The sequence below is a fragment of the Pseudoalteromonas sp. Ps84H-4 genome (genome assembly GCF_024124645.1).
GTDB classification, from domain to species: Bacteria; Pseudomonadota; Gammaproteobacteria; order Enterobacterales; family Alteromonadaceae; genus Pseudoalteromonas; species Pseudoalteromonas lipolytica_C.
Window position 1 is genome coordinate 437,267 of the sequence record NZ_JAMXSK010000002.1, and the last position, 26,331, is coordinate 463,597.

The window sequence follows — 26,331 nt, forward strand, 5'->3', positions numbered from 1 at the left end:
TCTTCGCAGTTATGCTGTCATAACTGCGAAAAACTCTCTACATAATCACTCAGTTTTTCAATATCAACAACTTGCAGGCCTTGATTACTGCGTTGTACTAAGCCTTTTTCAACAAGTTCTGTTACTACACGTCTATAAGCTCTTTCAGTTGTGGCAAAGCGCTCAGCTTCTGCATTAACCGTTGGATATGCACGCAGCAGAGTGGGGTTGTTATTTTCTGCTCTCAGTAAACAATCTTTAGCTATGTTATAGCTAAGTGGTAAAAGTAACTTATCTAAATTTATTTTTTGATTTTCTTGGAATTTTGCAGCAATAGTTTGCGCTGTATATAAGCTCAGTTCAGGCTTTTCTAACAGTAGTGAACGCCAGTGCTTTAGTTCTATTAAGTTATAACTGACATCACTAAAGCAAGTTACTGTGTAAATACAGGGTAAGTTATTGAGCGCTTCAATTTCACCAATCAGAGTGTTGTTGCAATCAAGTTGACCTAATAACAGGCGACGGCCATTACCCACATCATAGCTAAACGATACAGTGCCACTTCTCACTAAAACAAGTTTACTGAGTGGTTGATCTTGGTGGATAAGCACTTCTTTTTTAGCTTGCTGAAAACTACTGCCTGCAAATGTCAGTAGCTGGTCAACAAGGTAGCTTGAAAAATGATATTGAAACATTAACGCCGCTCTTCGGACAATTGTCCTATTTATTACATCTTAATGACGCTAGCATTAAGATTCAAAGAATTTATGCTAACTTACTAGTAAGGTGATACACGTTACTGATACCTTCATTTCCCGTGTAATGATTTTAAAGCTAAGATGATTTCTTAAGCTTTACAAGGTTTTTAGTAGGTTAGCTTTTTTATTTATTGTCAAAGTAGCACTGAGTGCGTCAAAAAAAATGACAAGCCCCAATGCTAACCTAAAGCCTAGGAGAGAACAATTGAGTTGGGAATATTTAGGCTATTTAGCATCTGCACTGTTAGTTGCTTCTTTGACGATGAGTGATGTGGTAAAGCTCCGCTGGTTCAACCTAGCAGGGTGTATTGCTTTTACCTTTTATGGTATTGCAATTGGTGCCGTTCCGGTGGCCTTCACCAATGGCTTACTGGCATTTGTAAATATTTACCACATCATAAAGTTAAAGCGTCAGCAAAAAACTGACGCTAAAAACCCTTAATCCTCTTTTTTATATTTAAGCTCGCCTGCAATCCAAGTTTGAGTAACGCTAATAGCGTGAATTTCTGATACAGGCACCTTGTAATAGTCTTTATCAATCAAAATAAAGTCAGCCCACTTGCCTTGCTCTAAGCTACCAACTTTAAACTCTTGATGTGCGGCATAAGCACCACCTAAAGTAAAAGCACGCAGCGCTTCATCGCGAGATAATAATTCTTGAGGACGCCAGCCGCCTTCAGGCTGTTGATTGTGATCCATTCGTGTAATGGCTGAATATAAACCATCAAATGGGTCGGCAAGCTCTACAGGAAAATCAGAACCCGCTGCAATTACTGAACCTTGCGCTAAAAAGGTTTTCCAAGCGTAAGCCCCTTCAAGTTGTTTCTCAGTTAAACGCTGCTCAGCCATATGCATATCAGAGGTTGCATGAACGGGTTGCATTGATGGAATAATTTTTAGTGTCTTAAAGCGAGGTATGTCATCAGGGGCAACAATTTGTGCATGTTCAATGCGGTTACGCAGTAAAATGCCTCCTGATTTTTTAAACACATTTTCGTAAGCATCTAGCACTACATGGTTGGCTTTATCACCAATGGCGTGAGTGTTCGCACTAAAGCCATGAGCAAAACTCAGGTTAAATAATTGTTCAAGTTTCTCTTGGGTTTCAAGCATTAAGCCATGATGATTTTTACGATCTGCATACTCTTCGATTAAAGCGGCACCACGACTACCCAAGGCACCGTCAGCGTATACTTTGACACTGCGAATAGACAGCATGTCGTTCATATCTTTATAACGACCAGCTTTAAGCATGACTTCTAGCTGAGGATCGGCGGCACTAAGCATGGCGACAATTCTAACTGGCAGGGTATTTTGCTCAGAACGCTGCTTATATACTTGCCATGTATCATAATCGATACCAGCATCATGGGTTGAGGTGATCCCCAAACTTAGTAAATGCTCACCAGCATTGTCTAATGCTGTATTAATGCTGGCATGGCTTACTTTTGGTACATGCTTTGTAATAAGCGTTTCGGCTTTATCAATAAATACGCCTGATGGCTCACCTGAAGTCAGTTTGATGATTTCTCCCCCAGCAGGTGAATCGGTGGCTGCAGATATCCCAGCTAATTCTATTGCTTTTGAGTTAACCCAGACCGCATGGCCGTCAACCCGAGAAAGTACCACGGGTTTATCTTTTACATATTTGTCTAAATCAGCAGCGGTTGGAAACTGTCCGCCGGGCCATTGTTCTTGGTTCCAGCCGCGGCCAATGATCCAGCCTTGTTTATCTTTAGCAAATTCAGCCAGCATTTTGCCAACCTCATCTGCTGAACGGGTATTTCTGACATCAAGTTGAGACAGATTATTACCTAAACCAATCACATGACCATGAGCATCGACTAAACCAGGTAAAAGAGTGGCTTGTTTGCCATCAATAGTGGTAGCGTCAGGGAAGCTTTTTTTAATTGAGTCATCGCCAGTTTTTACGACTTTACCGTCTTTAAAAACCAGTGCTGAAAAGTGTTGGGTTTCACCTTGGTAGGTTGGTGTATAACCATTTACATTGTAGATAACTGTGGTGTTGGCAAAACAACTCAGTGAAGCTGTTGCCAGTAGGCTGATGATAAGTTTCATAATCTTTTAATTATTTTTTAATGTATGAAAACAGTATCAGAGTTGCAGTAAACTGCAACTCACAGAAGAAAATTTCGACTAAAAATAACGGCTATTTACTGGCATAAGCCTTGTATTCTGAGAGAGATAGCTTGTTATCTTTATTATTATCGTAATTACTAAACCGAGACCATAAAGCTGGATCTCGAGCAGATTCTGAGCGGCTCAAGAAGCCATCTTCATTACGGTCTAGTTGTTTAAATTTTTCACCAATACTATCTGCAGCGACACTGATTGTACTAAATACGCAACACATTGCGAGGCTGGCAAAGGTTAATTTTGACATTGCTTTAACTCTTATTTGTTAAGTAGTGTTTAAATTCAAGAAGCGATATTTGTTGATCTTTATTTTCATCCCACTGCGCCATATGCTTTTTTAAATGCGGTTGAGATGAAAGTTCTTCCAAAGATAAAAAGCCGTTTTTATCTTTATCTAGGTGATCAAAGCGCTGTTTTACATCCAATGCTAAGCTGTTGAAGCTTATAGTAATTAAGGTACATGAAGCAAGCCAGAAAATTCTCATAATTACTCTCCTTTATTAGGGCGCGCTGCCCTTCGGGTTCTTCCTAGGGGCGATTAACTCTTTGTTGCTCGATTTTTACTTAGCCCACTAGGTTACAAATCTCGCGCCGCGATTGAATCGTCCCTAAAGTGAACAAATTTTAATCCACAAAGGTCAACACGCTTTGGTAAAAGCGCTTGCCATAATTTAAGTCCCAAAATTTAAATCCGTTTACACATTCCCTCTGGGATTATGGCAAGCACTTTAAGCCGTTAAGGTTTGAATTTCTCAAACTCTTGTTCAGACAGAACTTGATCGCCGTTTTCATCCAGATCGGCAAATTGCTTAAGTAAGTTATCGTGTTTGGTTGCTTCAGTTAATGAAATTTCGCCATCGGTATTGGTATCAAATTTCGCAAAACGCACATCCATTTGCGATGCTAAAACGGTGGCACTTATAACTAAAAACATCAACGAGAATGCTGCAAAAAGTTGTTTCATCACACACTCCTAATTAATAAATGATTTAAACTCTGCAAATGAAATTTGACCATCTTGATTGCTATCAATTTGAGTGAAGTTTCCATGTAATAAAGCGTCTTCAGATGCTTCAGCATCACTCAAAAAACCATTGCTATCTTTATCTAATTCATTGAATGTATCTTTTAAATCAAATGCATTGCTGCTCATTGAAATTACACTCAACAGCACGGCTAGTGTGTAGGTCCTCGTTTTCATTTGGTGTCCTAATAAACTTATTTGTAAGTGCTAATACAATAACAGTGCCAACTTTTATTCTTCTTTTTTATCAATGATTTATGTTATTTTACTGTTGTTGGGTACGAAATAGTTACAGAGTAATGTGTCTTTTTTGCAACGTAATTATTGGTTTTTATTTTTTTATCTTAATTTTCATTGAGTTGTGTTGTTGCAAAATAGCAACGTTGCGCCTGATTTAGGCAGTAAGTTGTCTTTTTTCAGTTCGGATTCAGCGAGTGTCTAAGTTCATTCACGAATAATGAATGCCAGCGTTTCTTATGAGGGTAAGTATGCAAAGTAGCATAGTAATTAAGTGCAAACAGTGTTTAAGCTGGCGACCAAGCTTAATTGGTCAGTTTGTATGTAGTATTTTACTTTCCTTATTACCATTGTGTTTAGTGGTGATTTTGTTTTTAAACGCACTGAATAAACAGCTGGCTGTTACGCAAGAAATTGTGGGTGATAATGATGAAATCACAAAGGTATTTAACAATTTAAAGCAAGACTTAAATAGCCTTGAAAGAGCAACGCGGCAAAATTGGGTACTCAAGAGTGAATCTTTAGATACATTAATTGAAAATAAGTGGAGTTCATCAATTCAGCGTATTGATGAACTGATCTTTTTAAGTCCTACGGCTGATTATATTTTGCAGTGGCGTCAATTAGCTGAGGTACTGCAATTTGCACAGCAGCATCTTTTATTTGAACAAAAGCAAGATGGTGAGTTATTTGCCCCCGCAAGTAAGTTAATTAGTGAGCAAACCAATTGGCTTAGAGAGCAAAACGAATTACGTATAACTAAAAACCAGCAGCAATTAAAAGCATTGCAAACATCTTTTATTAACTGGTTAGTAGCACTTATTCCTTTGACTCTACTCGTAGGCGGAGGGTTTTTATGGCGGATCAGTGGTCGTCTACGAGAGCTAACGAGCGTGATTGATAAGCTAGGTCAAGGCCATTGGCAGCAAAAAATAAATGTCCGAGGCTCGTCTGAGTTAGTTGAACTTGGCAACAAACTTGAATGGGTTCAAGCGCAGCTACATATGCTTGAGCAGCAAAAAGATACATTTTTACGTCATGTAACTCATGAGTTAAAGACCCCACTTGCTTCAATGGTTGAAGGAACTGATCTATTAACAGATGAAATTGTTGGCCCTATTAATGATGAACAAAAAGCAGTCCTTGAGCTAATCACCCAAAGCATGGTGCGACTTAGAGCAATGATAGAAAGTTTACTTAGTTATAATGCGATTCGTACTAGTAAAGAGACAGTGACTGAGCTTAGTTTTGCCGCCATAAAAGATAAGATTGAGCGTCACTTTGAACATCGTCTAGTTGCACGTGAACAATCACTGTTATGGGTTGATGAGCTGCCTAAAAAAGCACTTTATATTTCAATTGAGTTACTAGAAATGATCTTGATCCAACTCACTTCTAATGCAATCAAGTTTTCGCCTGAACAAGGCTGTGTCACGATTAAAGCGAATTTCAAACATGGCAAACTTATTATCAGTGTTATTGATCAAGGACATGGAATTGATGATTCCGAAAAGGCCGCGGTATTTGGTGCGTTTTATCAAGGCAAAAATGCAAAACAGCAGAGCGAGATGGGCAGTGGCTTAGGTCTCACAATTGTTAAAGAAACCGTAGAGCAATTAAATGGCAAACTCTCTATTACAGATAACGAACCTCAAGGGTGTGTTTTTACCGCCGAATTACCAATTCAATTAACCCAAGGAGTTAACTGACATGGGCTTAGCACATAAAGCCAGTTTTATCCTCATTGCATGCTCGATGCTTATCACGGGCTGTACATTAACGCAAAAGAAGCCCGTAGCAGAGGTGAAGACAGAAAATAATCAGGTCGCATCGCAAGGAAAACCTAATCCTAAACCGCGCCCGAAAAGCGAGCCAAACTACCCGCCAGCAAGTACTGTGATTGCTTGGCATGCAGCACAGTGTGGTGGTTATAAAGCTAGTACGTCAAAGCTAAATTTTGTCGGTGAGAATGAATTGAAAAGCCTTTTTAAATCAATGTGTTTGTTAAGTGCTACAGAACCTGAAAAAGCACTTGCTCAACTTGAAAAAAGCGATCACGCCTATTACTGGCCTGACGATATAAAGCAGTATCTTTGGTTGCAAAAGCAACATTTACAGCAAAGCTTAGCAGCAAAACAAGCAAAGCAAGCGCTAAGTGATGAAATGGAAAAAACCTTGTCGTCGCTTGCGACTATCGAACAACAACTTCTGCTACGTGAAGAAACCAAGGAGCAGTAATCATGAATGAAGTAACAAAACCACGGGTTTTATTAGTAGATGACGATGCGAGTTTATTAAAGTTACTAGCGATTAGAATTGAGTCTAAAGGCTATTTGGTTAGTACAGTTGAAAGTGGCATTGAGGCACTACAAACGCTAAAAAACCAAACCTATGATGCGGTGATCACCGACTTAAGAATGGATGAAATGGACGGCATGGCTTTGCATCGCCAGTTACAAAGTCGTTATCCTTCAATGCCGGTGATTATGATGACAGCACATGGTTCGATACCTGATGCAGTGGAAGCGACGAAGCAAGGTATATTTGCATTTATTACCAAACCGGTTGATAAAGATGAGCTGTTCGACAGCCTTGTTAAAGCTATCGAGATCCATGGTGTACACGGTGATGAAACACCGACACAAACGAATATTGTCACTCGTAGCGGGGCGATGTTGCATTTGCTTGAGCAAGTTAAATTGCTTGGTCCAACGCAAGTGAATGTATTGATCTCCGGTGCCAGCGGCACAGGTAAAGAGCTGCTTGCACAAGCAATACATCAACACAGCCATGTTAGTGACGGGCCATTTGTGGCAATTAACTGCGGCGCAGTGCCGGGAGAGCTTTTAGAGTCTGAATTATTTGGGCATAAAAAAGGCGCATTTACAGGTGCAGTCAAAGACCATCAAGGTTTGTTTCAACAAGCACAAGGTGGTACCCTTTTTCTGGACGAGATTGGTGATATGCCGCTAAATTTACAAGTAAAACTGCTGAGGGTTTTACAAGAGAAAACTATTCGCCCTGTAGGCTTTCAAGAAGAGATCCCAATTGATGTGCGGGTGGTGTCGGCGACTCATAAGAATCTTCCTGAGGCAATCAATAATCAGCAGTTCCGTGAAGATTTATATTACCGATTAAACGTGGTGAACTTAAAATTGCCTCCGCTTTGTGAACGCCGAGAAGATATCAGTTTGCTAGCACAGCATTTTGCAGGTCTAATTGCTAAACGTATGGGGCAAGAGCAAAAGCAGTTTGCTAACGATGCAATGCATGCTTTGGTTCGCTATGACTGGCCGGGTAATATCCGTCAATTACAAAATGTGATAGAGCAGGTAGTAGCCCTTACACCTGGTAAAGTGATTGCTGCTCAGTTAGTTGAGAGTGCATTAAATAGTAATGTTAGTATTGCTGAGCCACTTTCGTTAAATGATGCAAAAAAAGAATTTGAGCGAGATTATTTAATTAATACGCTGAAAATGTCAGCGGGTAATGTTGCCGAAGCCGCAAAGCTTGCGAAACGTAATCGCTCAGATTTTTATAAATTAATTAAAAAGCACAACATAAATGTTGAAAGCTTAATATAAGGAAAAACATGGCGCTTTTTTTAGTCTATCTGGGCGGTCGTATTCAAGGTTGTCACATTGAAATGCACGACGTTCGATTTGTCGTAGGTGATAACATTGAACAAACCTATTCAAAATTAAAAGCACAATGGGTGGGTGATAAAAACAATGTGCACATGGATAGCTACATGCAAATTCAGCACATCGATGGCTATCAGGTCGAAGTGGTTGATACTGCGCATTACCAAGCCGAAAAACTGTATTTTGTGAATTTAGGTGCTTACCGAGCTGATAGTCTTGCGGAGCAACATGATTTTGCATTGTACGTTGCGCGTAGCAGTGAAGAAGCAAAGCAACGCGCTAAAGAGTCTTTATTGGCTGGAATGACTCATCTTCATAAAGATGACTTACACGATGTAGACGATTGTTTTGCGATTGATTTGTTAGATAGCAACTTATCAATAAAATTAACGCCAAGCGGGCAAGCTCAAGCAATGAAGCCCGATTGGTTTGGCTATCACGTGCTTTAAGCTAATCTTGGTTATCGTTTTTACTGGCAACTTTAAAGGCGATAATCACCAATCCAAACAAAGCAAATGGCAGTGCAGCGAGTAAATACTCAACGGTATGGCTGTCTTGGTAGTTGGGCTGGAGTAGGAAGTGACCTGCAACACAAAGTAAAATAGCCACGAATAAAACGGGCAGTAAAATCAGTTCTTTTTTAGGTGAGTGTTTTTTCATTACAAGGCGTTATATTCCAAAGGTGCGCCATTGTAATGAGCTACCCTTAGCTAGGTCAAATAAGTTGCTTTGTAGTTTGCTTTATATTGCGCTGTATCAACTTTTTTTGTGTCAGCTTTTACAGGCTGCTTTTTTGGAGCCGCTGGTTTATCGGTTGCTTCATTATAGCTAAATAGCCCCATAATGAACTCAATCTCTTCACGTTGTAATCCAGATCGCATGATGCCCTCCAAAGAATAATTTGCCTTTTGTATTACAAATATTACGTCCTGTAATCTGAATTATCGGTGAATACTCAGTCATTAAACTGTAATCATATGTAACGCAAATATGCTTATTTAATAGGCAACTCCACAGTAAACACAACACCTGTGCCATCATCTAAATTTTCTGCCAATACTTTACCGTGATGGTAATCGCAAATAAGCCTTACAATATAAAGACCTAAACCCAAGTGTGGCTGCTGCTGATGTTGCTGACTTCTCACCGAGACCATTGAGTCGAAAATGTGTTCAACTAAACCGTCAGGGAGCAGAGGCCCTTGGTTGCTAATTGTTAATAATGCATGGTGCTCTTGCTTGGTTAAGCTGACTGAAATTGTGCTTTGCGGGGTTTTAAACTCAAGTGCGTTGTTGATGAGCTTATCGAGTAATTGGGCAATAAATTCTGGTGCGCCACTAACATTTAACGGCTCTTTACAAAGTGACAAGGTAAATAGGCTTTCACCATAGGTTATTTGATAGCCCTGCATGCAGCCGGTGATCACCTTGGTCAGGTCAAACTCTTCTGCCTCGGCGCTTTGAATACTTTGTTCAAGGCGGGTTGCTTCACTCATGGTGGTAATAATTTTACCTAACCGCTCAACCCCTTCACTGGCACGGTCGAGGTATTTTTGACTTAGTTCAGATTGCGGCTGCATTTGTAAATTTTCAAGTGATGAGCGTACAACAGCCACAGGCGTACGCAGCTCATGGGAGAGTCGTGATGACATATTTTCTAAGTAATCAGTATAACCACTTAAACGGCTAACAATGTTGGCAAAGCTGCGAGAAAGGTCGCCAATTTCGTCATTCGAATCGGCATAAGTAATTTTGCCGGTGATGCGCCCTTGGGCATCAATGGCTTGCTCGGCATTGTCACGTAAGCGGCGAATACGGTTGGAAATTCTTGAAGCAAAAAAGAATAGCGTTACAGTGCCAACAAGCATCACCGCTAAAATCACATTAAAGAGCTTTTCTAACGATTTATTACGCAGAGTGCGCACGCCGTTGGTGGTTTCTTCTGCGATTACTGCACCAATGACTTTATCTTGGATCCAAATAGGGTAGGCCGCCGATAAAATAACGGCTTTGTTATCTGGGGTTAAGCGCCATGATGATGCGGGTTTACCATTTAAAGCACTGGCTATGTGAGTACCTTGCATCGCTGCGACATCATGCAAGGTATCAATAAACTCATTTTCTGGGCGAGTTAAAATTTTATAGTAAAGAGGGTGTAAGTAATCTTGCTCAAAGCGTTGCCACCAGGTTGTTGCAGGCTCCTCTTTTAGGCCGTCTGCCCAAACGCCATCGGCATGATGAATTGAGCCTGATTGTGCAAGTACGCGATGATGGTTATCGACGACCCAAATTCGGCTGCCACTGTGGCCCATGCCTTTCAAAATACGGTTAATTTCTGGCGAAGGTACTAAAACAGAGCCGATATTATTGGGATTTTGTAGGTTTGAGGTCGACATAAGCTGGGGCTCAACCTTGTCTTCATCCCAATCTTCAATCGCAAAACCAAGCTTATTACCTAACATCGAAAGCGGAAAACGCAGCTCTATGTTGTAACCCGTGTCGGTGCTTTTAAAGTAGCCTTGGATTTTAGTGATAGGCTCTTGTGTTTTGGCATCAAAAGCATTGACCCAGCCATCTTGACGGGCAGCCACTACATAACTTTTAAATTCACCTTCTGGTGTTTTTAACATGATCTGTAAGTGATCATTGCGGGTAAAGCTAAGCACATTTTTAGCACGATACACCAGTGAGCTATCAGTGACTTTAAATGCTGCATAAAGATAGTTTTCGTACTTGCCCACCATGTGCTCAAAACTCAGATCGCTTGGTTGATGATCATTGCTTAGCCCTTGTAAGTAGCGTTTGTCATAATGCCAAAATAAGCTTTGATAAGGCTGCCACTCCGACAATTTACCATCAAGTTGAATCGGGTTATTTAGGTTATAGGCATATAAATCTCGGCCTTTTACAACTTGATCTAAAAAGTTGGTTTGCGAGTCAAACAAAGCAGGGCGCTCATGTAATGCCGTTGCAAGTGCGCGGGTGGTGCCCACTAAGGTTTTTTCTTGCCCTTGCCTTAAGAACTTTTCCATTTCCCAAACATATTCATAGCCAAGCCAAGGCAATAAAAATAAAAAGCAGGATAAGAAAATAAACTTTGTTCTAAGCCCCAAACGCAGCATTAAGCTTGCTCCCAGCGATAACCCATACCGTAAACGGTATCAATGCAGTCAAATGCATCATCTAATGCAATAAACTTTTTACGAATGCGTTTTACGTGTGAGGTAATGGTGCTGTCATCAACATAAATTTTCGCATCACTCATTAATTCGTTGCGGCTTTTTACATGGCCTGGACGCTGTGCAAGTGAATGTACCATCCAAAATTCTGTCACAGTTAAATCAACCAGTTGCTCTTGCCAAAAAACCTGCATGCGCTGAGTATCTAACTTTAACAGGCCGCGATGCAAAAGAGCGGTTTGATCGGCAGGTTGATCGAAGGCATCAAGGCGTCTAAACAAGGCACCAATTCGAGCAGCAAGATGCGCCATACTGATATCTTTGGTTAAGTAGTCGTCTGCTCCCATGCGCAGGCCACATACGGTATCAATTTCGCTATCACGGGCGGTTAAAAATATAATCGGTAAGGTTTTAGAAAGACTACGTAGTGTTTGGCAAAGTAAAAAACCACCATCCACTTCATGGCCAAGGCCAATATCAACAATGGCTAAATCTGGTAAAGATTGACTAAATGCCAGTTCAGCACTGGCTCTGTCAGCAAAGCCTACAACCTGATAGCCCTGAGCGCTGAGCATTTCTGTGTAGTTTTCGCGGATTGCTGTTTCATCTTCAACGATTGCTATTTTCTTCATTGTTAATACTTACTTAAATTCTTTCTATAGCGAACTATACCTAATTTTTTGCCTTGCGTACTGGCAAAAACGCGATTGCCATTTTTCTGCCACAATTGCTCAGCAGTTTGCCTTTTTTGATCCCCTTTATTGCCATTTCGACTTGTTTTAATAGCTCCATACCAAGTTCGCAACACCAACCAATGTTGCCAAGCAATTAAGTAGAAAAAGGATTAAACCATGAAAAAATTAATTATTGCCGCTGTTATTACGTCTGCTGTATCTGTAGCCCCTTTTGCAGACGCTGCGAGTCAAACTAAACAAGAAACACCAAAAGAAACAGCCATTGGCTTAGGTGCAGGTGCCCTTGTTGGCGGCATAGTCGGCGGCCCAGTGGGTGCATTTATTGGCGCGTTTGCAGGTGGCTTAATTGGCGAAAAAGAAGCGGCAGACAACACCATTGATGAACAAGCTCACGCATTAGTTGTAATGAAAGAGCAAACCGCAGATTACCAACAAGTGATTGCCGATAACGCAGCGCTAAGTGAGCAGCTTGAATTATTAGCTGACGAAAAAGAGCAGTTGTTACAAGCCCAATTGAACACCCTATTGGCGATGACGGTGCAGTTTAAAACCGGCTCTAGCGAAATAGCCCCGCACTTTGCTAATCAACTCGACAAAGTCGCACAGTTACTGATCGCTCAGCCAAATCTGGCTATCGACTTAAATGGCTTTGCAGATCAGCGTGGTGATGAGTTGGCTAATTTAATGCTTTCAAAACAACGTGTAAATGCAGTGCAAAGCTACTTAATTAAACAAGGTGTGCCTCATACGCGCTTAACCGCAACCGCCTTTGGTGAGCAGCAAAGTGTTGCCGATTCAAATAACTACGAAGACAACGTGTTTGACCGCCGCGTAACCTTAACGACACGCCCCGTGTCACAAAGCAGCTTACGTACAGCACAAAGTAACCACTAATTCATCGGTCGATGGAGTGACATATTATGTTGAGTAACCGTACCAAAAGGCTCCTTTTTGGGAGCCTTTTTATCCTCTTATTAGGCTATGCAATTAACCCTGCATTTGCAGCCAATGCCAGTGCCGAACTGCGTTTTTATGATGATTCAAATAGCCAAGTGTCGTCGGGCTTATTAGTGAAAAACGATGTCACTATGACGCTCACTGGGCTTATTAATCATGTTGTTGTTAAACAACGTTATCAAAACCCGCACCCGTTTGCGGTTAATGCACGCTATGTGTTTCCGTTACCTGATGAAAGTGCAGTTCATGCCATGCAAATGCAAATTGGTGAGCGCATTATCACCGGTAACATTGCCCTTAAACAGCAGGCTGAACAGCAATTTGAGCAAGCTCAAAAACAGGGTAAACGCGCCGCTTTAGTTCGTCAGCAGCGTGCGAACATTTTCTCAACTGATGTGGCAAACCTTGGAGCAGGGGAAGAGATTGAAATTACCTTGCAATACCAAGAGATAATCGGTTTTCGAGATGGTGTGTTTTCACTGCGTTTTCCAACCACTATTACGCCGCGCTACGAACCTTTAACGGCAGAACTGCAGCAAAAAGCGAATCTAGAAACAACAGACACAGAACAACAGAACGACGCAACAGCTAACACAGTGCAAGTGGCATCAGCGTGGCTAAAGCCTGTTTTTCATCGTACACAAAGCCAAAAGTCTGATGCGAGCCTAAACCTTGCAATTGCGATGGATATTGGCCTTGAACTCAGTGATATCAGCGCTAATTTAGCGGGTATGCAAATCGATAATCCAAGTTTTGGTCGGTACCAGTTATCACTTAATCGTGATGTTCCAATGGATAGAGATTTTGAGCTGACATTTAAACCCCTTGATAAAGCTCACTCTCAGGCTGCATTTTTTACCGAAACAGTAGCAGGGCAAGAATATGGTTTACTGATGTTAGTACCGCCAAGCGATCACTTTACCTCGCAAGCTCGTCTGCCTCGTGAAATGGTGTTTGTTGTTGATACCTCCGGCTCAATGCATGGTCAATCTATGGAGCAGGCCAAACAAGCCTTGTTTTATGCCCTTTCGTTATTGGATGAAAATGATAGTTTTAACATCATCGGCTTTGATAACGAAGTGTCAGTGTTAAGTGACACGCCAATGATTGCCAATGACTTTAACATTCGTCGTGCAGAGCGCTTTATTTATGGCTTACAAGCTGATGGCGGCACCGAAATAGCAAAAGCACTGACTCAGGTACTTGATGGTAAACAGCATGATGGCTTTGTACGCCAAGTGGTGTTTTTAACCGATGGCAGTGTGGGTAACGAAACGCAGCTATTTAAACAAATTCAAACAGATTTAGGTGACAGCCGACTCTTTACCGTCGGTATTGGTAGCGCGCCTAATAGCTTTTTTATGACCAGAGCTGCTGACATTGGTCGTGGTACATTTACTTTTATAAGTAGCACCAGCCAAGTACAGCCAAAAATGCAGCTGCTCTTTGATAAGCTGGCGCATCCAGCTGTTACTGAGCTTGCTCTTGAAGGCGACAAAGCAGCCCTTGAGTATTGGCCATCGCCATTACCTGACTTGTATTTTTCAGAGCCGGTTTTGGTTGCCGTGAAGCTTGATGGTAGTCAGCACTTAACATTAAAGGGGCAGACAAACACAGGGCCTCTCACCATTAATTTAGCAACTGCCAATGCTGCAAACGGCGAAGGTATAGCTAGACTCTGGGCCAGACAAAAAATTAAATCGCTGCTGCTTTATAACGAAAAACAAGCGGTACGCGCAGAAGTCGAAACATTAGCACTTCAGCATCATTTACTTAGCCCTTTTACGGCCTTTATTGCAGTTGATAACTACGCGGGGAATGAGATTGCAGAGCGTTCAATGCAAGTACGAAATAAACTTCCTAATGGCATGACACTGCCACAAACTGACGGACAAAGCCGAGTGTTTATGTTACTTGGGTTGTTGCTGCTTACATTCTCATGGTTATGGCAATGGCGACGCTAAATAAAGCGCTGCCAGTTTGCAGCGCCTTACTTGGCATCGCATTGTTTGTTAATGGTGGATATATGCAGGCGAAAGCGTGGCTGGCACAGGCGTTGATTGAGTCTGCTTGGCAGCAAGCTTTGCAAAGTCCTAATGAGCAAGTAAGGCCTTGGTTTTACGCCGATGGTTATGTCACTGCACACATAACTTGGCCAAGCCAGCAGCAAGAGTTGACTGTACTTGCCGGTGCGTCGGGGCGAAACCTTGCGTTTGCCCCCGGGCATTTTTTACCAAGTGGTGAACTTGGCAGTTCAAAAGGGGTGTTAATTGCGGGTCATAACGACACCCACTTTGCATTTTTAAAACATGTTGCAGTGGGTGAGCAGTTCTCTATGCAGTTGCAAAATGGCCAGATTGAACACTATCAAGTTCGCAGCATTGATGTTATTCATCAAAGCGAACAGGGCTTTTTAGCACAATCAGGCCTGTATTTATTAACCTGTTACCCTTTTGACTCGTTAGCTTCCGGGACTGAGTTTAGGCTATTGGTGTCGGCTGATAAATTATCGTCGTCTACGTCAACTTTCAGCTCTTGATGACGTTGGCTAACAATAACACCGGCGAATACCACTGCGATACTCACCCATTGCCAAAGTGTGAGTACTTCGCCAAGTAAAATGGCTGACAAAATTAACGCAAAAATTGGAATGAGGTTTGAGTAAGCAGCAGCGGTTAATACCGACACTTTACTGATGGCGTAGTTGTACATGCCATAGCCGCCTAAAGTGACACATGAGCCTAAATATAAAATGCTCAGTAGGGCACTTAAATCGTGCTGATTTTCGCTGGGTAATTCGATGAAAAATAAAAAAGGCGCAAAAAATAAGCTACCGCTAAATCCTTGGATTGCTATTAAGGTCAGCGGTGAGTAACGAGCGACTAAGTGTTTTACGCTCACGGTATAAAACGCCGCGCACACCATCGCCATCAATTCTAAAAAGTTACCGAGCAGTGGGTTAGGGGCTTGCTCTGTGCTTGGTGATAATAGCGTTAATAAAATACTGCCACCAATACACAAGGTAAAACCAACGACGATGGCTTTACTGATGTACTCTTTTAATATTAAGAACGCCAAAATAGCGACGATAATTGGTAAACAAGAGACAATTACCCCAGCTTGCGATGCCGAAGTATATTCAAGAGCATGCCCTTCAAATAAATAATAAAAACAAGGCTCAGCCAGTGACATACCAATTAAATACTTCCAGTCACCTTGTTTGAACTCAAAGCGGATCACATAGCGCCATAAACATAAGCTAATCAATAATGTGGTTAGCATTCTTAAAAAAATGACTAATACGGGATCATAAACATTGATTGCATGCTTTAAAGCAATGTATGAGCTACCCCATAAAAAGGTCGCAATAATTAAGCATAAACTGGCTGGCATAGGTGTCGCTATTGAGTAAAAAAACGAGAGCGCGATCCTAGCATGAATTTTTTTAACTTGTTCAAAAACTGTTAGCTGGTATATATAAATTCTCTATTTTAATTACAGAATATAAGAATCAAATGCAAAGGCCACACGTCGTTGTTGTAAAGCTGGGCACAAGCGTGCTGACAGGCGGTACCGACAAATTAGATAAAGCACACATGGTTGAACTTGTTCGCCAATGTTGCGAGTTAAAAAAGCAGGGTTATCAGGTTGTTTTAGTATCAAGTGGCGCGGTTGCCGCAGGTCGCGAGCAACTTATTACTCCCTGTGGTCGTTCTTTGATTGAAAAACAAATGCTTGCCGCTATCGGCCAAGGGCAGCTTATTCATATTTGGCAGAGCTTGTTTGCTTTGTATGGAGTGAATGTTGGGCAAATGCTCTTGACCCGCGCCGATGTAGAAGACCGTGAACGTTACTTAAATGCCCGCGATACCTTAAATGCGCTACTCGCTCATAATGTGGTACCAATTATTAACGAGAACGACGCCGTGGCCACCGCCGAAATTAAAGTCGGCGATAACGATAACTTATCTGCTTTAGTCGCAATTTTAGCAAATGCAGAAAAGCTGTTACTGCTAACTGACCAAGAAGGTTTATTTACCGGTGATCCGCGCTCTGATGTGAATGCCACACTCATCAATGAAGTGACGCATATTAATGATGAACTCAGAGAGCTCGCTGGTGGCAGTGGCACAACCCTAGGTACCGGAGGTATGGCAACCAAACTGCAAGCGGCCGATATTGCACGTCGCGCCGGTGTTGAAGTCATTATTGCCAAAGGCGCTGGCAAAAATGTGATTTTAAATTGCATGGCCGATAAGCTCCCAGGTACACGATTTTTAAAACTCACCGCACCAAAAGATGGCCGTAAAAAGTGGCTTCTTGCTGGGCCTAAAAGTAGCGGACAATTAGTGATTGATGATGGCGCAAGCGCCGCGCTTAAAGAACGTGGCGCAAGCCTTTTGGCTAAAGGCGTAAAAACAGTGCGAGGGCAATTTGAACGTGGTGATGTGATTGAAGTAGTGACGAGTCAAGGCCAGTGTATTGCTAAAGGTCTCGTTAATTTTAATCATCAAGAAATTGATCAAATTAAAGGTTGCCATTCATCGCAAATCACCCAGTTGCTTGCGTTTGCGCCGAGCAGTGAAGTTATTCACAGAGATGATATGATTTTGTTATAGTTTTTTAGTATTTCTGATAAAGTTAACTAAACTAAAGTTATATATAGTTTTGGGGACTTTATAGATGGCGTCTAACGCTTGCGGACATGACTGGGTTGTAGAAATTACGCAACAAGAAGAAGAGGCTGGACTTGACGAGGCGCTTATAAAATCTGTGAGCGAATTGGAAGAGTTTTCGCGCTATGCAATCTATATTAACAAAGTCTTCAAACCCGGTTTCCCAGCCCGTCTACTAAATAAAGACTCGTTGATAGAAGAGCTTACTGAGTCTGAAGTTAATGAACTTATTGATAAGGTTAGCCGTAACAAAATTCGTATAAGTCGAAACTATGGCTTTATTTCGACTTACATACCTGTTTATTACATGGGCAATGTGGTTGGCGTGCTTGTTGTTGAGTCTGAAAAAGAGTTGTCAGAGAGATGTAGTATGTTGGCAATTTATATGCTCAACATTTATGCCAACCAACTAGCGCTGCTTTATAAATCACAATTGGATCCCCTCACTGAGTTACTTAACAGGCAAACTTTTGATAAAAAAGTCATCGATATCGCATCAACTACTGTAAAAGGACAAAGCGAATTAGATCCCCATCATCGCCAATGGTATCTTGCTATTGTTGACATTGACCACTTTAAAAAAGTGAATGACAACTATGGTCATGTTATCGGTGACGAAGTGATTTTGTTAGTCGCTCAACTGTTAAAAAATAACTTTCGTATTGAAGATTACGTGTTTCGTTACGGTGGTGAAGAGTTTGCAGTGCTATTTCAAGCAAGCGACGAGTTAGATGCACGTAATGCACTCAATCGTTTTCGCGGATGTGTTGCCGAATACCCGTTCCCGCAAGTGGGTAACTTAACCGTGAGTAGCGGTTTTATGCCGATTTATGAGTTTGAAATGGTTGCCAGTCTTGTGCAAAAAGCCGATCAAGCCTTGTATCACTCAAAAAACAAAGGCAGAAATTGTGTTACAGCCTATTCTGAGTTAGATATCCCAGATTCTCAATGCAGTGATGACTCAATAGAGCTGTTTTAGCCTGTTGCAGCGTCTCTTGCTGTGTTAAAATTGGCCACTGTTTTTAGAACCCTATGAGAAGGTGAGATGAAGTTTGTTCGTTGGTTGTTAGGCCGCATCATTTTGTTTTTTGATTTTGTATTCACGCCACGTAGTAAAAAGCGTCCAGCTGCTGAGCAAGCGGCGCTTGATTCAGTGACATCACAATTTAAGTTATATCAATTTAAGGCCTGCCCATTTTGTGTGAAAGTTCGTCGTGCAATTAAGCGTCAAGGTCTTTCAGTTGAAACTCGTGATGCCAAAAGTAACGAGCAATTTCGCCAAGAGCTTTTAGAGCAGGGCGGAAAAATCAAAGTGCCTTGTTTACGTATTGAAGAAAACGGCCAAGTAACTTGGCTGTATGAATCAAACGATATCATTGCTTATTTAGATAAAGTCGCTGCATAAAGCGGCTTTACACTTCGATTATAGCCCGTGCTGTGCTAGCATTTGGGCAAATTTTTTAATTGTCTTTTGAGAGATATAACCATGACAATTCGCACCCGTGTTGCTCCGTCACCGACAGGTGATCCGCACCTAGGTACAGCATACATCGCATTATTTAACTACTGTTTTGCTAAGCAGCAAGGCGGTGAGTTTGTGTTACGTATTGAAGATACAGACCAAGTTCGTAGTACGCCAGAATCAGAGCAAGCTATTATGGATAGCTTGAAATGGTTAGGCTTAAACTGGGATCACGGTCCCGATGTTGGCGGTGAGTTTGGTCCATACCGTCAGTCTGAGCGTAGCGATTTATATAAGAAATTCGCGCATCAACTCGTTGAACAAGGTAAAGCGTTTTATTGTTTTGCTACGAGCGAAGAATTAGATCAAATGCGTGAAGAGCAAATGGCCGAAGGTCTGCGCCCTAAATACGATGGTCGTGGTTTAAACCTTTCTGAAGATGAAATTAAAGCAAACCTTGAAGCGGGTAAGCCTTACGTAATTCGTATGAAGATCCCAAGCGAAGGCACGTTTAAGTTTAACGACTACTTACGTGGCGACATTGAGATCCCATGGGAAAATGTAGACATGCAAGTGCTACTTAAGGCCGACGGTTTCCCAACTTACTTCCTTGCCAACGTTGTTGATGATCACCACATGCAAATTAGCCACATTTTCCGTGGTGAAGAGTGGATCAACTCAGCGCCTAAGCTATTAAAATTATATGAAGACTTTGGTTGGGAAGCGCCAGTACTTGGTCACTTACCGCTTCTTCGTAACCCAGATAAGTCAAAATTATCGAAGCGTAAAAACCCAACTTCAATCAACTACTATAAAGAAATGGGTTACCTACCAGAGGCACTATTAAACTATTTAGGCCGTATGGGCTGGTCAATGCCAGATGAGCGTGAAAAGTTCACTTTAGATGAGATGATTGAGCACTTCGATATGAAGCGTGTGTCGCTAGGCGGCCCTATTTTCGACATCGATAAGCTTAGCTGGTTAAACGGTATGTGGATCCGTGAAAACTTATCTGATGCAGAACTAATGCAACGTTTTGTTGATTGGAAATTTAATACTGAGCTATTCGCCAAAGTATTGCCAGAAGCAAAAACGCGAATTAATACGCTTTCTGACATGGTTGACCTTGCCGGTCACTTCGTGGGTGGTATTCCAAGCTATGATCCTGCGCTATTAACAGCGGGTAAAGCTGATGAAGATGTAATCCGTCAAGCATTACAGTTCTTCATCTGGCAATTAGAAGGTTTACGCAGTTGGGAAAAACCAGCGATTTTTGCTATCGCAAAAGAAGTTGCGACTTTCCATGAGTTGAAGATTAAAGACTTCCTTGAGCCAATTTTCGTGGCTATCACAGGTAAGACATCTTCAACATCAGTACTTGATGCAATGGAAATTTTAGGTTCAGACCTTTCACGTGCTCGTTTACGTGTAGCATTAGCACATATTGGTGTGTCTAAAAAGCAAGCGAAAAACATCGAACGTGCCTATCGCGATTATCCGCAAGCTTAATCGCAATATAACTTTCAAAAACCGAGCTTTATGCTCGGTTTTTTTATGTTTGATTGACAGGCTAGATGGTTTTTAAGCAAGCTGAGTTAAATGTAATGCCTTTTACAAAACAGGTTTGGAAGTTAGCTCTCATATTTGGCTACTGAAATAACCAAAAAAATAACTAAAAACTGAAAACCAATGTAGCAAAATGTACATACTATTTTATATTTCATTCAATATGTTAGATTTAATTGATAGGGGATCATAAGCTATTTTTAACAGTGTAGACTGGAAAATAATTATACAAAAATGTAGGCAAACGATATGATCGCACCTGTAAGCGTTAAGAGTAGGCTATTGTTAGTATTATATAGTTGCCATAACTGTTTTTAATTATGGTATCGAGGTGAATCAAGTTAATGAATAAATTGTTTGGCTTAGTATGTTGTTTAACTGCATCAACTGCGTTTGCGCAGGTTGATGATAAACAGCCGCAATTAATTAAAAAGTCGACAATTCATGCCAGCATTACTCTGGGCTATGGGGGAATCGAAAACCCTGTTCTTGATGCTGATGATATTACTTCACCAATTTTACCTAGCTTTGCTTACTATGGTGATAATTGGTATTTCGACGATTTTTCTATAGGTTACAGCTTACTCGAAACAGAGAGTTTTTACGTTGATTTACTTGGTCGATTTAACGATGATGGCTTTTTCTTTGAATTAGATGGCATAGATAAGCTCTATGCTGTGGGTGTGATAAGATCAAACAGTGGCCGACCTACCATTCCTACCGCTTCACCTATAAATTTAACGCCAATTAAACGTGATCTATCATACATGGCGGGCTTATCATCTGCATTGAATGTATATGATAATATCTGGCTTAGCGCAGCATATGTGCATGATGTAACCGCTGTGCATAATGGCTACGAAATTTTGTTTAATGGTTATCAGGCATTTGAGCTGCTTTCAGGAGTCGCGGGTGTTGAAATGGGCCTTACTTATAAAAATGAAGAGCTCATTGATTACTACTACACAGTTGCACCTACAGAAAGTAAAACCCGTGTATTTGATTATGACTTACAAAGTGCCATCAATTATTACGTAAAAATTAGCTACGAATACCCAATTAACGATAGTCTAAGTTTAGATTTCAAATTAAAGCACACTTGGCTTGATAGTAACTTAGCTAATTCAACGATGATCCATAAAAATGGCTATTTTTCAGGTTTTACTGGGATTACTTACCACTTTTAGGCCAGCGAATAGTGATCCTCGCCCCGCCAGTTTCTGAGCTATTAGCTAAGCTAATTTTACCGCCATGCCAGCTAGCGATACGATGGACTATATAAAGTCCTAATCCATAACCACTGGCCAGCTTATCACCTTCACCTTGTTTAAAAGGCTCTATTAAGGCATCGGCATTTATTGGTAAGCCGGGGCCATCATCTGTAATGCTTATAGAGTAATGGGCTGCTTGTTCTTCACTACTTATTTGGATAGTGTGTTTTGCGTATTTTGTGGCGTTGATCAGTAAATTTTGCACTGCAATAGCCATAAAGCTCGCTTCACAATATGCAGTATCTATTTTTAACTTTGCAATAAATTGGAGCTCTTTATACAAATCGAACTTAGCAATTTCACAATTGATTAGCTTAGTTAAATCAACTTTATCTTGATTAAATACACTTTGTTGATGCTCTAAGCGAGCAAACGATAAATACTGCTCCAAACGCAGTTCAATCTCATCGATATCGCGTTCTATTTGGCTACTTTGCTCTGGTTCTACGTCAGCAATGGATAAAGCAAACCGCATACGTGTAAGGGGAGTGCGAATTTCATGCGAAATAATACGTGATAAATCATTATGAAGCTGAACGAATTTGTTAATGCGTTCAGACATGTGAGTAAAGGTACTAGCAAGCGGTGCAATCGACGAGTTAGGCTTAATATCAAGCTCGATCCGCTGCGGTTTTTTACTGAATTGGTACGCTGCGCGCTGTAACGAGCTTAAATCACGAAACACGGGACGAATAAACACTAGGATCATAGCGCCGAGTAATAGGTAAAAAGCAAAGAACGCAAACCAGTCTGTTTTGGTCTGCGAAATCAAAGTGATCGGGCCTACTTTTTGAATAGTTCCATTACTGCCTTTGAGATACACAAACTGTTGATTATTTTCGACCACACTAATAATGCCATTGTTTTCGAAAGTAGTTTGTAAAGAATCTGGTAACACTAGCTCATTTTGGTTTAAGGTGCTGATCCGTGAATCTTTATGTTCGGCGATTTGTGTAAGCTCATGGACGCTGAGTTGTATACTCGGCTCATGCTCAGAAAAAAATTCATTATACAGCTGCCCAAACGCAAGAACTAAAGCGATTAGACTCACTGTGATGATTAAATATAATTTAAAAAACTGCTGCTTCATTAATGCGAGATATCCAAGCTGTAACCTTTACCTCTTACTGATTTTATATCAAGCGACTCTTTATGTTCGCTAATCGTTTCTTTTAGTTTCTTTCTTAAGCGGCTGATTTTAAGGTCAATAGCACGGTCTAACCCGTCGTATTCACGACCAATGACATGTTTAAATAAAACTTCACGGGAAACAGGTTGCGGACTGTTTTTAGCCAAATAAGCAATGATCTCGAATTCACTATCATTTAGGTTGAGTGCTTTACCTTTAAAAAAGATATCTCTTTTCTTTGAGTCAATCCGAAGTAGGTCATACTCATTTGAAAAGCTATCTTGGCCGATGGTATGAGCTATGATTGTTTTTATTTTTGCCAGCAATAGCTCAGGTTTAATAGGCTTGACAAGATAGTCGTAGGCTCCGAGATCTAAGCCTTTAATTTGTGATTGCACAGAATCCAGTGCCGTTAGAAAAATGACAGGGCAACTGTACTTTTCTTTCAACTGAGAAATTAACTCAAAGCCATTGCCATCCGGTAGCATAACATCACATATGATGAGTGAAGGCATGAAGGTGATGTCGCTGTTGCGATAGGCCTTAGCAGTATTAAACACATCTATGGTGTAGCCATGTTTTAGTAAAAACTTTTGAATTAAACTTGCTAGTTTCACATCATCTTCAATTAAAAAAATATGCTGCATTATAAACTCCAGCCAAAACGCCGTTTTATGCGGTAATCTTTAGCTTCGTAATTTGCTATTGAAAGTAGTTGTTTTTTTACAATCTGATTGCTCAATGGGTTTACTAATTTAATAGTCAGTGGGTGCTTTGTTTTAATATTAAGCTGTTCAACAATTAGGCCATTTTGTGTGTAGCACTGGGTGTACTGAGGGCGTTGAGTTACTTCTAAACATAACTCATCAAAAGGGGCGATGCGAAAATGAACTTGTATTTTGAATTCACATGCTTTTTGTTTTGCTTCAGTGACACAAACGGTGGGAGATACTTTAAAAAAAGGCTGATTAGAAAACTCTTCGCTCAAACACAGCGACGAAAAAAAGAAACACAAAAGCAGCAATGCCAAATATAATCGTTTGATCATTTACGCACATCTCTGATTTTTAATAGTCTTTTTTTCAAAGTAACATTAACCGTCGAACGTTGATGTAACCAACTAGCACTCATTTGAGTACTTATCTTTGCCGCTAATTATAATTATTATTTATACAACCTAAATGGTGATTACACGATAAAAAACACAATTATCATACCTTATTTATTCTTTGAGCTACAAATAGCGGGATCAACTGCTTTAGATGTATTCAGCTTGTCAGATTGAGTCATTTATTTTGATTCATTAGTGTGTTGTTTTATCAAGAGAAGTGAATGTTTATCTAGTTTAAGTTAATAGTTTTTCACTACAGGCTTGTGAGGGGAAGTCTTATTATTCGCAAGGATTTGTTAATCACTTGCTACAAATTGATACAATGTTGCAGTGCTAATATTTGCTTTATTATTTTCAGTAACTTTGCTTAATTTTAACAGATTCGACCTCTCTTTATTTTTTTTCTGGTAGTATAGGCAGGTTATAAGTAGTTTAAGCAGTGAACAAATATGTTAAGTCCTTATTATCAGCAACATGCTGATTATGTTTCAATCTCGCGTGAGCAAGGCTGTCGTTTCGCCAAGTTAGTGGCTGATGATTTCAATCCATTACACGATAAAGACGCTAAAAAGTTTTGTGTACCGGGCGATTTACTTTTTTCGCTGGTTTTAAACCGTTATGGCATAAGTGAAAAAATGGAATTCACATTTGCTGGTATGGTTGATGAAAATTCAAAGCTCACTTTCCCTGAAGGTGCTGATGAGTTTGCCATTACTGATGGCGAAAAAGTCATGCTAAAAGTGAAACGAGAAGGGGCTGTTAGCCAGTGCCCTGAGTTAACAAATAGCTTAATTAAAAATTATGTTGAGTTTTCTGGCACCACTTTCCCGCATGTGATCATTCCACTAATGGGTAAGCAAGACGTGATGATTAACCCCGCGCGCCCAATGGTGATTTACGAGTCAATGCTAATCAACCTTGACCGCCTAGATATCAGCTCACCTGAACTGCAGTTTGCTGAGCCTGATTTTGAATTTACAGGTAAGCGCGGCAAAATTACGCTTCGCTTCAACTTGTTAGAAAATGGCGAGAAAGTAGGTTCAGGTGAAAAGCACATGCTTGTTTCTGGCATTCGTGACTATTGCCAAGCAACCGTTGATGATTTAATTAATTTTTACAATCAGCGCAAAGAATCATTAAAACCAGTGTGATTTTTTCGGTTGATAGAAAAGGCGCTAATTGCGCCTTTTTTGTTTATTGTGTTAAGCGTACAATAGCGCTTTTATAGTAAACGTACCTCATATCATGTCAGCAGCGACCTTTTCAGAGTTAAATCTTGCACCAGCGCTTTTAGAAGCATTGCAAGCCGAAAATTATCACACCCCAACGGCTATTCAAGCGCAAACTATTCCTCTTATTTTGGCTGGTGCTGATGTAATGGGCAGCGCACAAACGGGTACTGGTAAAACAGCAGCATTTGTTTTGCCTTTATTAGATAAGCTATTGTCCTTAGAAGCGCTACCAAGTGCCGTCAAAGTGCTTATTCTTACGCCAACCCGCGAACTTGCCCAACAAGTTTTTGCAAGCGTAGAGCGCTACGCTGCGCACACTGATATCAAAGCCGCGCTTGCTTATGGCGGGGCTAGTATTGGTCCGCAAATTAAAGCCATTAAAGGGGCGCAGGTTGTAGTTGCAACACCAGGGCGCTTACTTGATCACCTGATCAAAGGCAGTATTAAACTCTCAAGTATTAGCACCTTGGTATTTGATGAAGCTGATCGCATGCTTGATATGGGTTTTATTGATGAGATTAAACGCATTTTGCGTCATGTGCCAAAAGAGCGCCAAACCTTACTTTTTTCAGCCACATTTGATGACAGTGTTTTTAAACTCAGTAAGCAGTTATTGAATGATCCTAAATTAGTTGAAGTGAATAAGCGTAACTCAGCTGCGGTTGAAATTGAGCAGCTAGTTTATGCCGTTGATGAAGATCGTAAGCGAGAGTTAGTTTCTCATATGATTGGCATGAAAAATTGGCAGCAAGTACTGATCTTCACTCGCACTAAACAAACAGCTGATTTGCTCGCTAAAGAAATGTGTAAAGATGGCTTAAAAACAGAGTCTATCCATGGTGATAAAAGCCAAGGAGCGCGTGATAAAGCACTACAAAACTTTAAATCAGGTGCAACAAGGGTGCTGGTAGCAACGGATGTTGCGGCGCGTGGTCTTGATATTGCTTCACTAAAGTATGTGATTAACTATGAGCTGCCTTATGTGGCTGAGGATTACGTACATCGCATTGGTCGCACAGGGCGTGCGGGCGAAAAAGGCGTTGCGATGTCATTAGTTAGCATAGATGAGCAGTGGTTACTGGACGAGATAGATATATTGCTCGACACAAGGCTCACGCCGCAGTGGTTACCAGGTTATGAGCCGGACTTAACAAAAGAGCCAAAACAGGTTCGTAAAAATACGAATAAAGCACGACGTTCCCGCGATAAAAAACGTATTTTAGGGCAAAAAAGTAGGAGACGTTCCTAAATTTGG

General features: G+C 40.9%; 29 protein-coding genes. 15 read left to right on the plus strand and 14 right to left on the minus strand.

The annotated features are described in order from the left end of the window. Positions 1–17: 17 nt before the first annotated feature. On the minus strand, positions 18–674 hold the full coding sequence (locus NH454_RS04450) for a Crp/Fnr family transcriptional regulator (protein ID WP_135925979.1): 657 nt from the start codon (positions 672–674) through the stop codon (positions 18–20). 268 nt (positions 675–942) lie between these two features. Here NH454_RS04450 and NH454_RS04455 point away from each other — a divergent pair, with 268 nt between their 5' ends. Next, positions 943–1,179, plus strand: coding sequence for a YgjV family protein (locus NH454_RS04455; RefSeq protein WP_253038323.1), 237 nt, complete (start codon positions 943–945; stop codon positions 1,177–1,179). On the opposite strand, the gene NH454_RS04460 is transcribed toward NH454_RS04455, so the two are convergent. From NH454_RS04460 to NH454_RS04480, 5 genes are all read right to left on the minus strand, one after another. Further along, entirely contained in the window at positions 1,176–2,816 is a 1,641-nt protein-coding gene (locus tag NH454_RS04460; RefSeq protein WP_253038325.1) for an amidohydrolase, read from the minus strand. The two genes, NH454_RS04455 and NH454_RS04460, sit on opposite strands and share 4 nt — an antisense overlap. 91 nt (positions 2,817–2,907) lie before the next feature. After that, entirely contained in the window at positions 2,908–3,141 is a 234-nt protein-coding gene (locus NH454_RS04465; RefSeq protein ID WP_135925976.1) for an EF-hand domain-containing protein, read from the minus strand. Between the two features lie 4 nt (positions 3,142–3,145). Continuing rightward, entirely contained in the window at positions 3,146–3,379 is a 234-nt protein-coding gene (locus tag NH454_RS04470) for an EF-hand domain-containing protein (protein WP_138558372.1), read from the minus strand. Positions 3,380–3,630: 251 nt separating this feature from the next. Further along, the gene (locus NH454_RS04475) at positions 3,631–3,858 is read right to left on the minus strand and encodes a hypothetical protein (RefSeq protein ID WP_253038327.1); all 228 of its coding nucleotides are present in this window, start codon (positions 3,856–3,858) and stop codon (positions 3,631–3,633) included. A 9-nt stretch (positions 3,859–3,867) separates the two neighbouring features. Continuing rightward, positions 3,868–4,047 (minus strand): EF-hand domain-containing protein, encoded by a 180-nt coding sequence (locus NH454_RS04480; protein ID WP_235383269.1) that lies wholly within the window; start codon positions 4,045–4,047, stop codon positions 3,868–3,870. 359 nt (positions 4,048–4,406) lie between these two features. Between NH454_RS04480 and NH454_RS04485 the strand changes: the two genes are divergently transcribed. From NH454_RS04485 to NH454_RS04500, 4 genes are read left to right on the plus strand one after another with little or no spacing between them, the layout of a single operon-like run. Next, complete coding sequence (locus NH454_RS04485; RefSeq protein WP_235383265.1) at positions 4,407–5,864, plus strand: HAMP domain-containing sensor histidine kinase; 1,458 nt, start codon at positions 4,407–4,409, stop codon at positions 5,862–5,864. Between the two features lies 1 nt (position 5,865). Next, positions 5,866–6,393: a hypothetical protein gene (locus NH454_RS04490; protein WP_235383266.1), complete on the plus strand. Its 528-nt coding sequence runs from the start codon at positions 5,866–5,868 to the stop codon at positions 6,391–6,393. 2 nt (positions 6,394–6,395) lie between these two features. Next, complete coding sequence (locus NH454_RS04495) at positions 6,396–7,739, plus strand: sigma 54-interacting transcriptional regulator (RefSeq protein WP_253038328.1); 1,344 nt, start codon at positions 6,396–6,398, stop codon at positions 7,737–7,739. Positions 7,740–7,747: 8 nt separating this feature from the next. Further along, positions 7,748–8,248 carry a DUF1543 domain-containing protein gene (locus NH454_RS04500; protein WP_253038329.1) on the plus strand — a complete coding sequence of 167 codons (501 nt, stop codon included), beginning with the start codon at positions 7,748–7,750 and terminating at the stop codon, positions 8,246–8,248. 1 nt (position 8,249) lies between these two features. Here NH454_RS04500 and NH454_RS04505 read toward each other — a convergent pair whose 3' ends face one another. The 4 genes from NH454_RS04505 to pdsR form a co-directional block, all read right to left on the minus strand. Further along, on the minus strand, positions 8,250–8,459 hold the full coding sequence (locus tag NH454_RS04505) for a hypothetical protein (protein ID WP_054560860.1): 210 nt from the start codon (positions 8,457–8,459) through the stop codon (positions 8,250–8,252). 50 nt (positions 8,460–8,509) lie between these two features. Beyond that, positions 8,510–8,680 carry a hypothetical protein gene (locus NH454_RS04510; RefSeq protein WP_156426462.1) on the minus strand — a complete coding sequence of 57 codons (171 nt, stop codon included), beginning with the start codon at positions 8,678–8,680 and terminating at the stop codon, positions 8,510–8,512. Positions 8,681–8,793: 113 nt separating this feature from the next. Then, positions 8,794–10,920, minus strand: coding sequence for a proteobacterial dedicated sortase system histidine kinase (pdsS, locus tag NH454_RS04515; RefSeq protein WP_253038330.1), 2,127 nt, complete (start codon positions 10,918–10,920; stop codon positions 8,794–8,796). Continuing rightward, the gene (pdsR, locus tag NH454_RS04520; RefSeq protein ID WP_253038331.1) at positions 10,920–11,609 is read right to left on the minus strand and encodes a proteobacterial dedicated sortase system response regulator; all 690 of its coding nucleotides are present in this window, start codon (positions 11,607–11,609) and stop codon (positions 10,920–10,922) included. Before pdsR ends, pdsS begins: the two co-directional genes overlap by 1 nt. A 219-nt stretch (positions 11,610–11,828) precedes the next feature. On the opposite strand from pdsR, the gene pdsO reads away from it, so the two are divergent. Genes pdsO through NH454_RS04535 form a run of 3 tightly spaced genes read left to right on the plus strand, consistent with a single transcriptional unit; the run spans position 11,829 to position 15,168 of the window. Then, positions 11,829–12,566: a sortase-associated OmpA-like protein PdsO gene (gene pdsO, locus NH454_RS04525; protein ID WP_063703305.1), complete on the plus strand. Its 738-nt coding sequence runs from the start codon at positions 11,829–11,831 to the stop codon at positions 12,564–12,566. 26 nt (positions 12,567–12,592) lie between these two features. Continuing rightward, positions 12,593–14,593, plus strand: coding sequence for a marine proteobacterial sortase target protein (locus NH454_RS04530; RefSeq protein ID WP_253038332.1), 2,001 nt, complete (start codon positions 12,593–12,595; stop codon positions 14,591–14,593). Continuing rightward, complete coding sequence (locus tag NH454_RS04535; RefSeq protein WP_253038333.1) at positions 14,581–15,168, plus strand: class GN sortase; 588 nt, start codon at positions 14,581–14,583, stop codon at positions 15,166–15,168. The genes NH454_RS04530 and NH454_RS04535 overlap by 13 nt, the downstream gene beginning before the upstream one ends. On the opposite strand, the gene NH454_RS04540 is transcribed toward NH454_RS04535, so the two are convergent. Next, positions 15,075–16,022, minus strand: coding sequence for a DMT family transporter (locus NH454_RS04540; RefSeq protein ID WP_199526281.1), 948 nt, complete (start codon positions 16,020–16,022; stop codon positions 15,075–15,077). The genes NH454_RS04535 and NH454_RS04540 overlap by 94 nt on opposite strands. A gap of 122 nt (positions 16,023–16,144) precedes the next feature. Between NH454_RS04540 and proB the strand changes: the two genes are divergently transcribed. The 5 genes from proB (at position 16,145) to NH454_RS04565 (ending at position 21,520) form a co-directional block, all read left to right on the plus strand. Next, entirely contained in the window at positions 16,145–17,248 is a 1,104-nt protein-coding gene (proB, locus tag NH454_RS04545) for a glutamate 5-kinase (RefSeq protein ID WP_135925964.1), read from the plus strand. Positions 17,249–17,312: 64 nt separating this feature from the next. Next, positions 17,313–18,284: a GGDEF domain-containing protein gene (locus NH454_RS04550; protein ID WP_135925963.1), complete on the plus strand. Its 972-nt coding sequence runs from the start codon at positions 17,313–17,315 to the stop codon at positions 18,282–18,284. A 66-nt stretch (positions 18,285–18,350) separates the two neighbouring features. After that, complete coding sequence (locus NH454_RS04555) at positions 18,351–18,710, plus strand: glutathione S-transferase N-terminal domain-containing protein (protein WP_135925962.1); 360 nt, start codon at positions 18,351–18,353, stop codon at positions 18,708–18,710. A gap of 81 nt (positions 18,711–18,791) precedes the next feature. Continuing rightward, a complete protein-coding gene (gltX, locus tag NH454_RS04560; RefSeq protein ID WP_135925961.1) occupies positions 18,792–20,276 on the plus strand; it encodes a glutamate--tRNA ligase in 1,485 nt (494 codons plus the stop codon). A 401-nt stretch (positions 20,277–20,677) separates the two neighbouring features. Then, positions 20,678–21,520: a MipA/OmpV family protein gene (locus NH454_RS04565; RefSeq protein WP_135925960.1), complete on the plus strand. Its 843-nt coding sequence runs from the start codon at positions 20,678–20,680 to the stop codon at positions 21,518–21,520. Here NH454_RS04565 and NH454_RS04570 read toward each other — a convergent pair. From NH454_RS04570 to NH454_RS04580, 3 genes are read right to left on the minus strand one after another with little or no spacing between them, the layout of a single operon-like run. Then, positions 21,504–22,694 carry an ATP-binding protein gene (locus tag NH454_RS04570; RefSeq protein ID WP_253038334.1) on the minus strand — a complete coding sequence of 397 codons (1,191 nt, stop codon included), beginning with the start codon at positions 22,692–22,694 and terminating at the stop codon, positions 21,504–21,506. The two genes, NH454_RS04565 and NH454_RS04570, sit on opposite strands and share 17 nt — an antisense overlap. Then, a complete protein-coding gene (locus NH454_RS04575) occupies positions 22,694–23,380 on the minus strand; it encodes a response regulator transcription factor (protein WP_253038335.1) in 687 nt (228 codons plus the stop codon). Before NH454_RS04575 ends, NH454_RS04570 begins: the two co-directional genes overlap by 1 nt. After that, positions 23,380–23,781, minus strand: a complete 402-nt coding sequence (locus tag NH454_RS04580; protein WP_135925957.1) for a DUF3019 domain-containing protein — start codon at positions 23,779–23,781, stop codon at positions 23,380–23,382. Before NH454_RS04580 ends, NH454_RS04575 begins: the two co-directional genes overlap by 1 nt. A gap of 512 nt (positions 23,782–24,293) precedes the next feature. Here NH454_RS04580 and NH454_RS04585 point away from each other — a divergent pair. Continuing rightward, positions 24,294–24,995, plus strand: coding sequence for a DUF3581 domain-containing protein (locus tag NH454_RS04585; protein WP_253038336.1), 702 nt, complete (start codon positions 24,294–24,296; stop codon positions 24,993–24,995). Positions 24,996–25,089: 94 nt separating this feature from the next. Beyond that, a complete protein-coding gene (locus tag NH454_RS04590; RefSeq protein WP_253038337.1) occupies positions 25,090–26,325 on the plus strand; it encodes a DEAD/DEAH box helicase in 1,236 nt (411 codons plus the stop codon). Positions 26,326–26,331 lie beyond the last annotated feature (6 nt).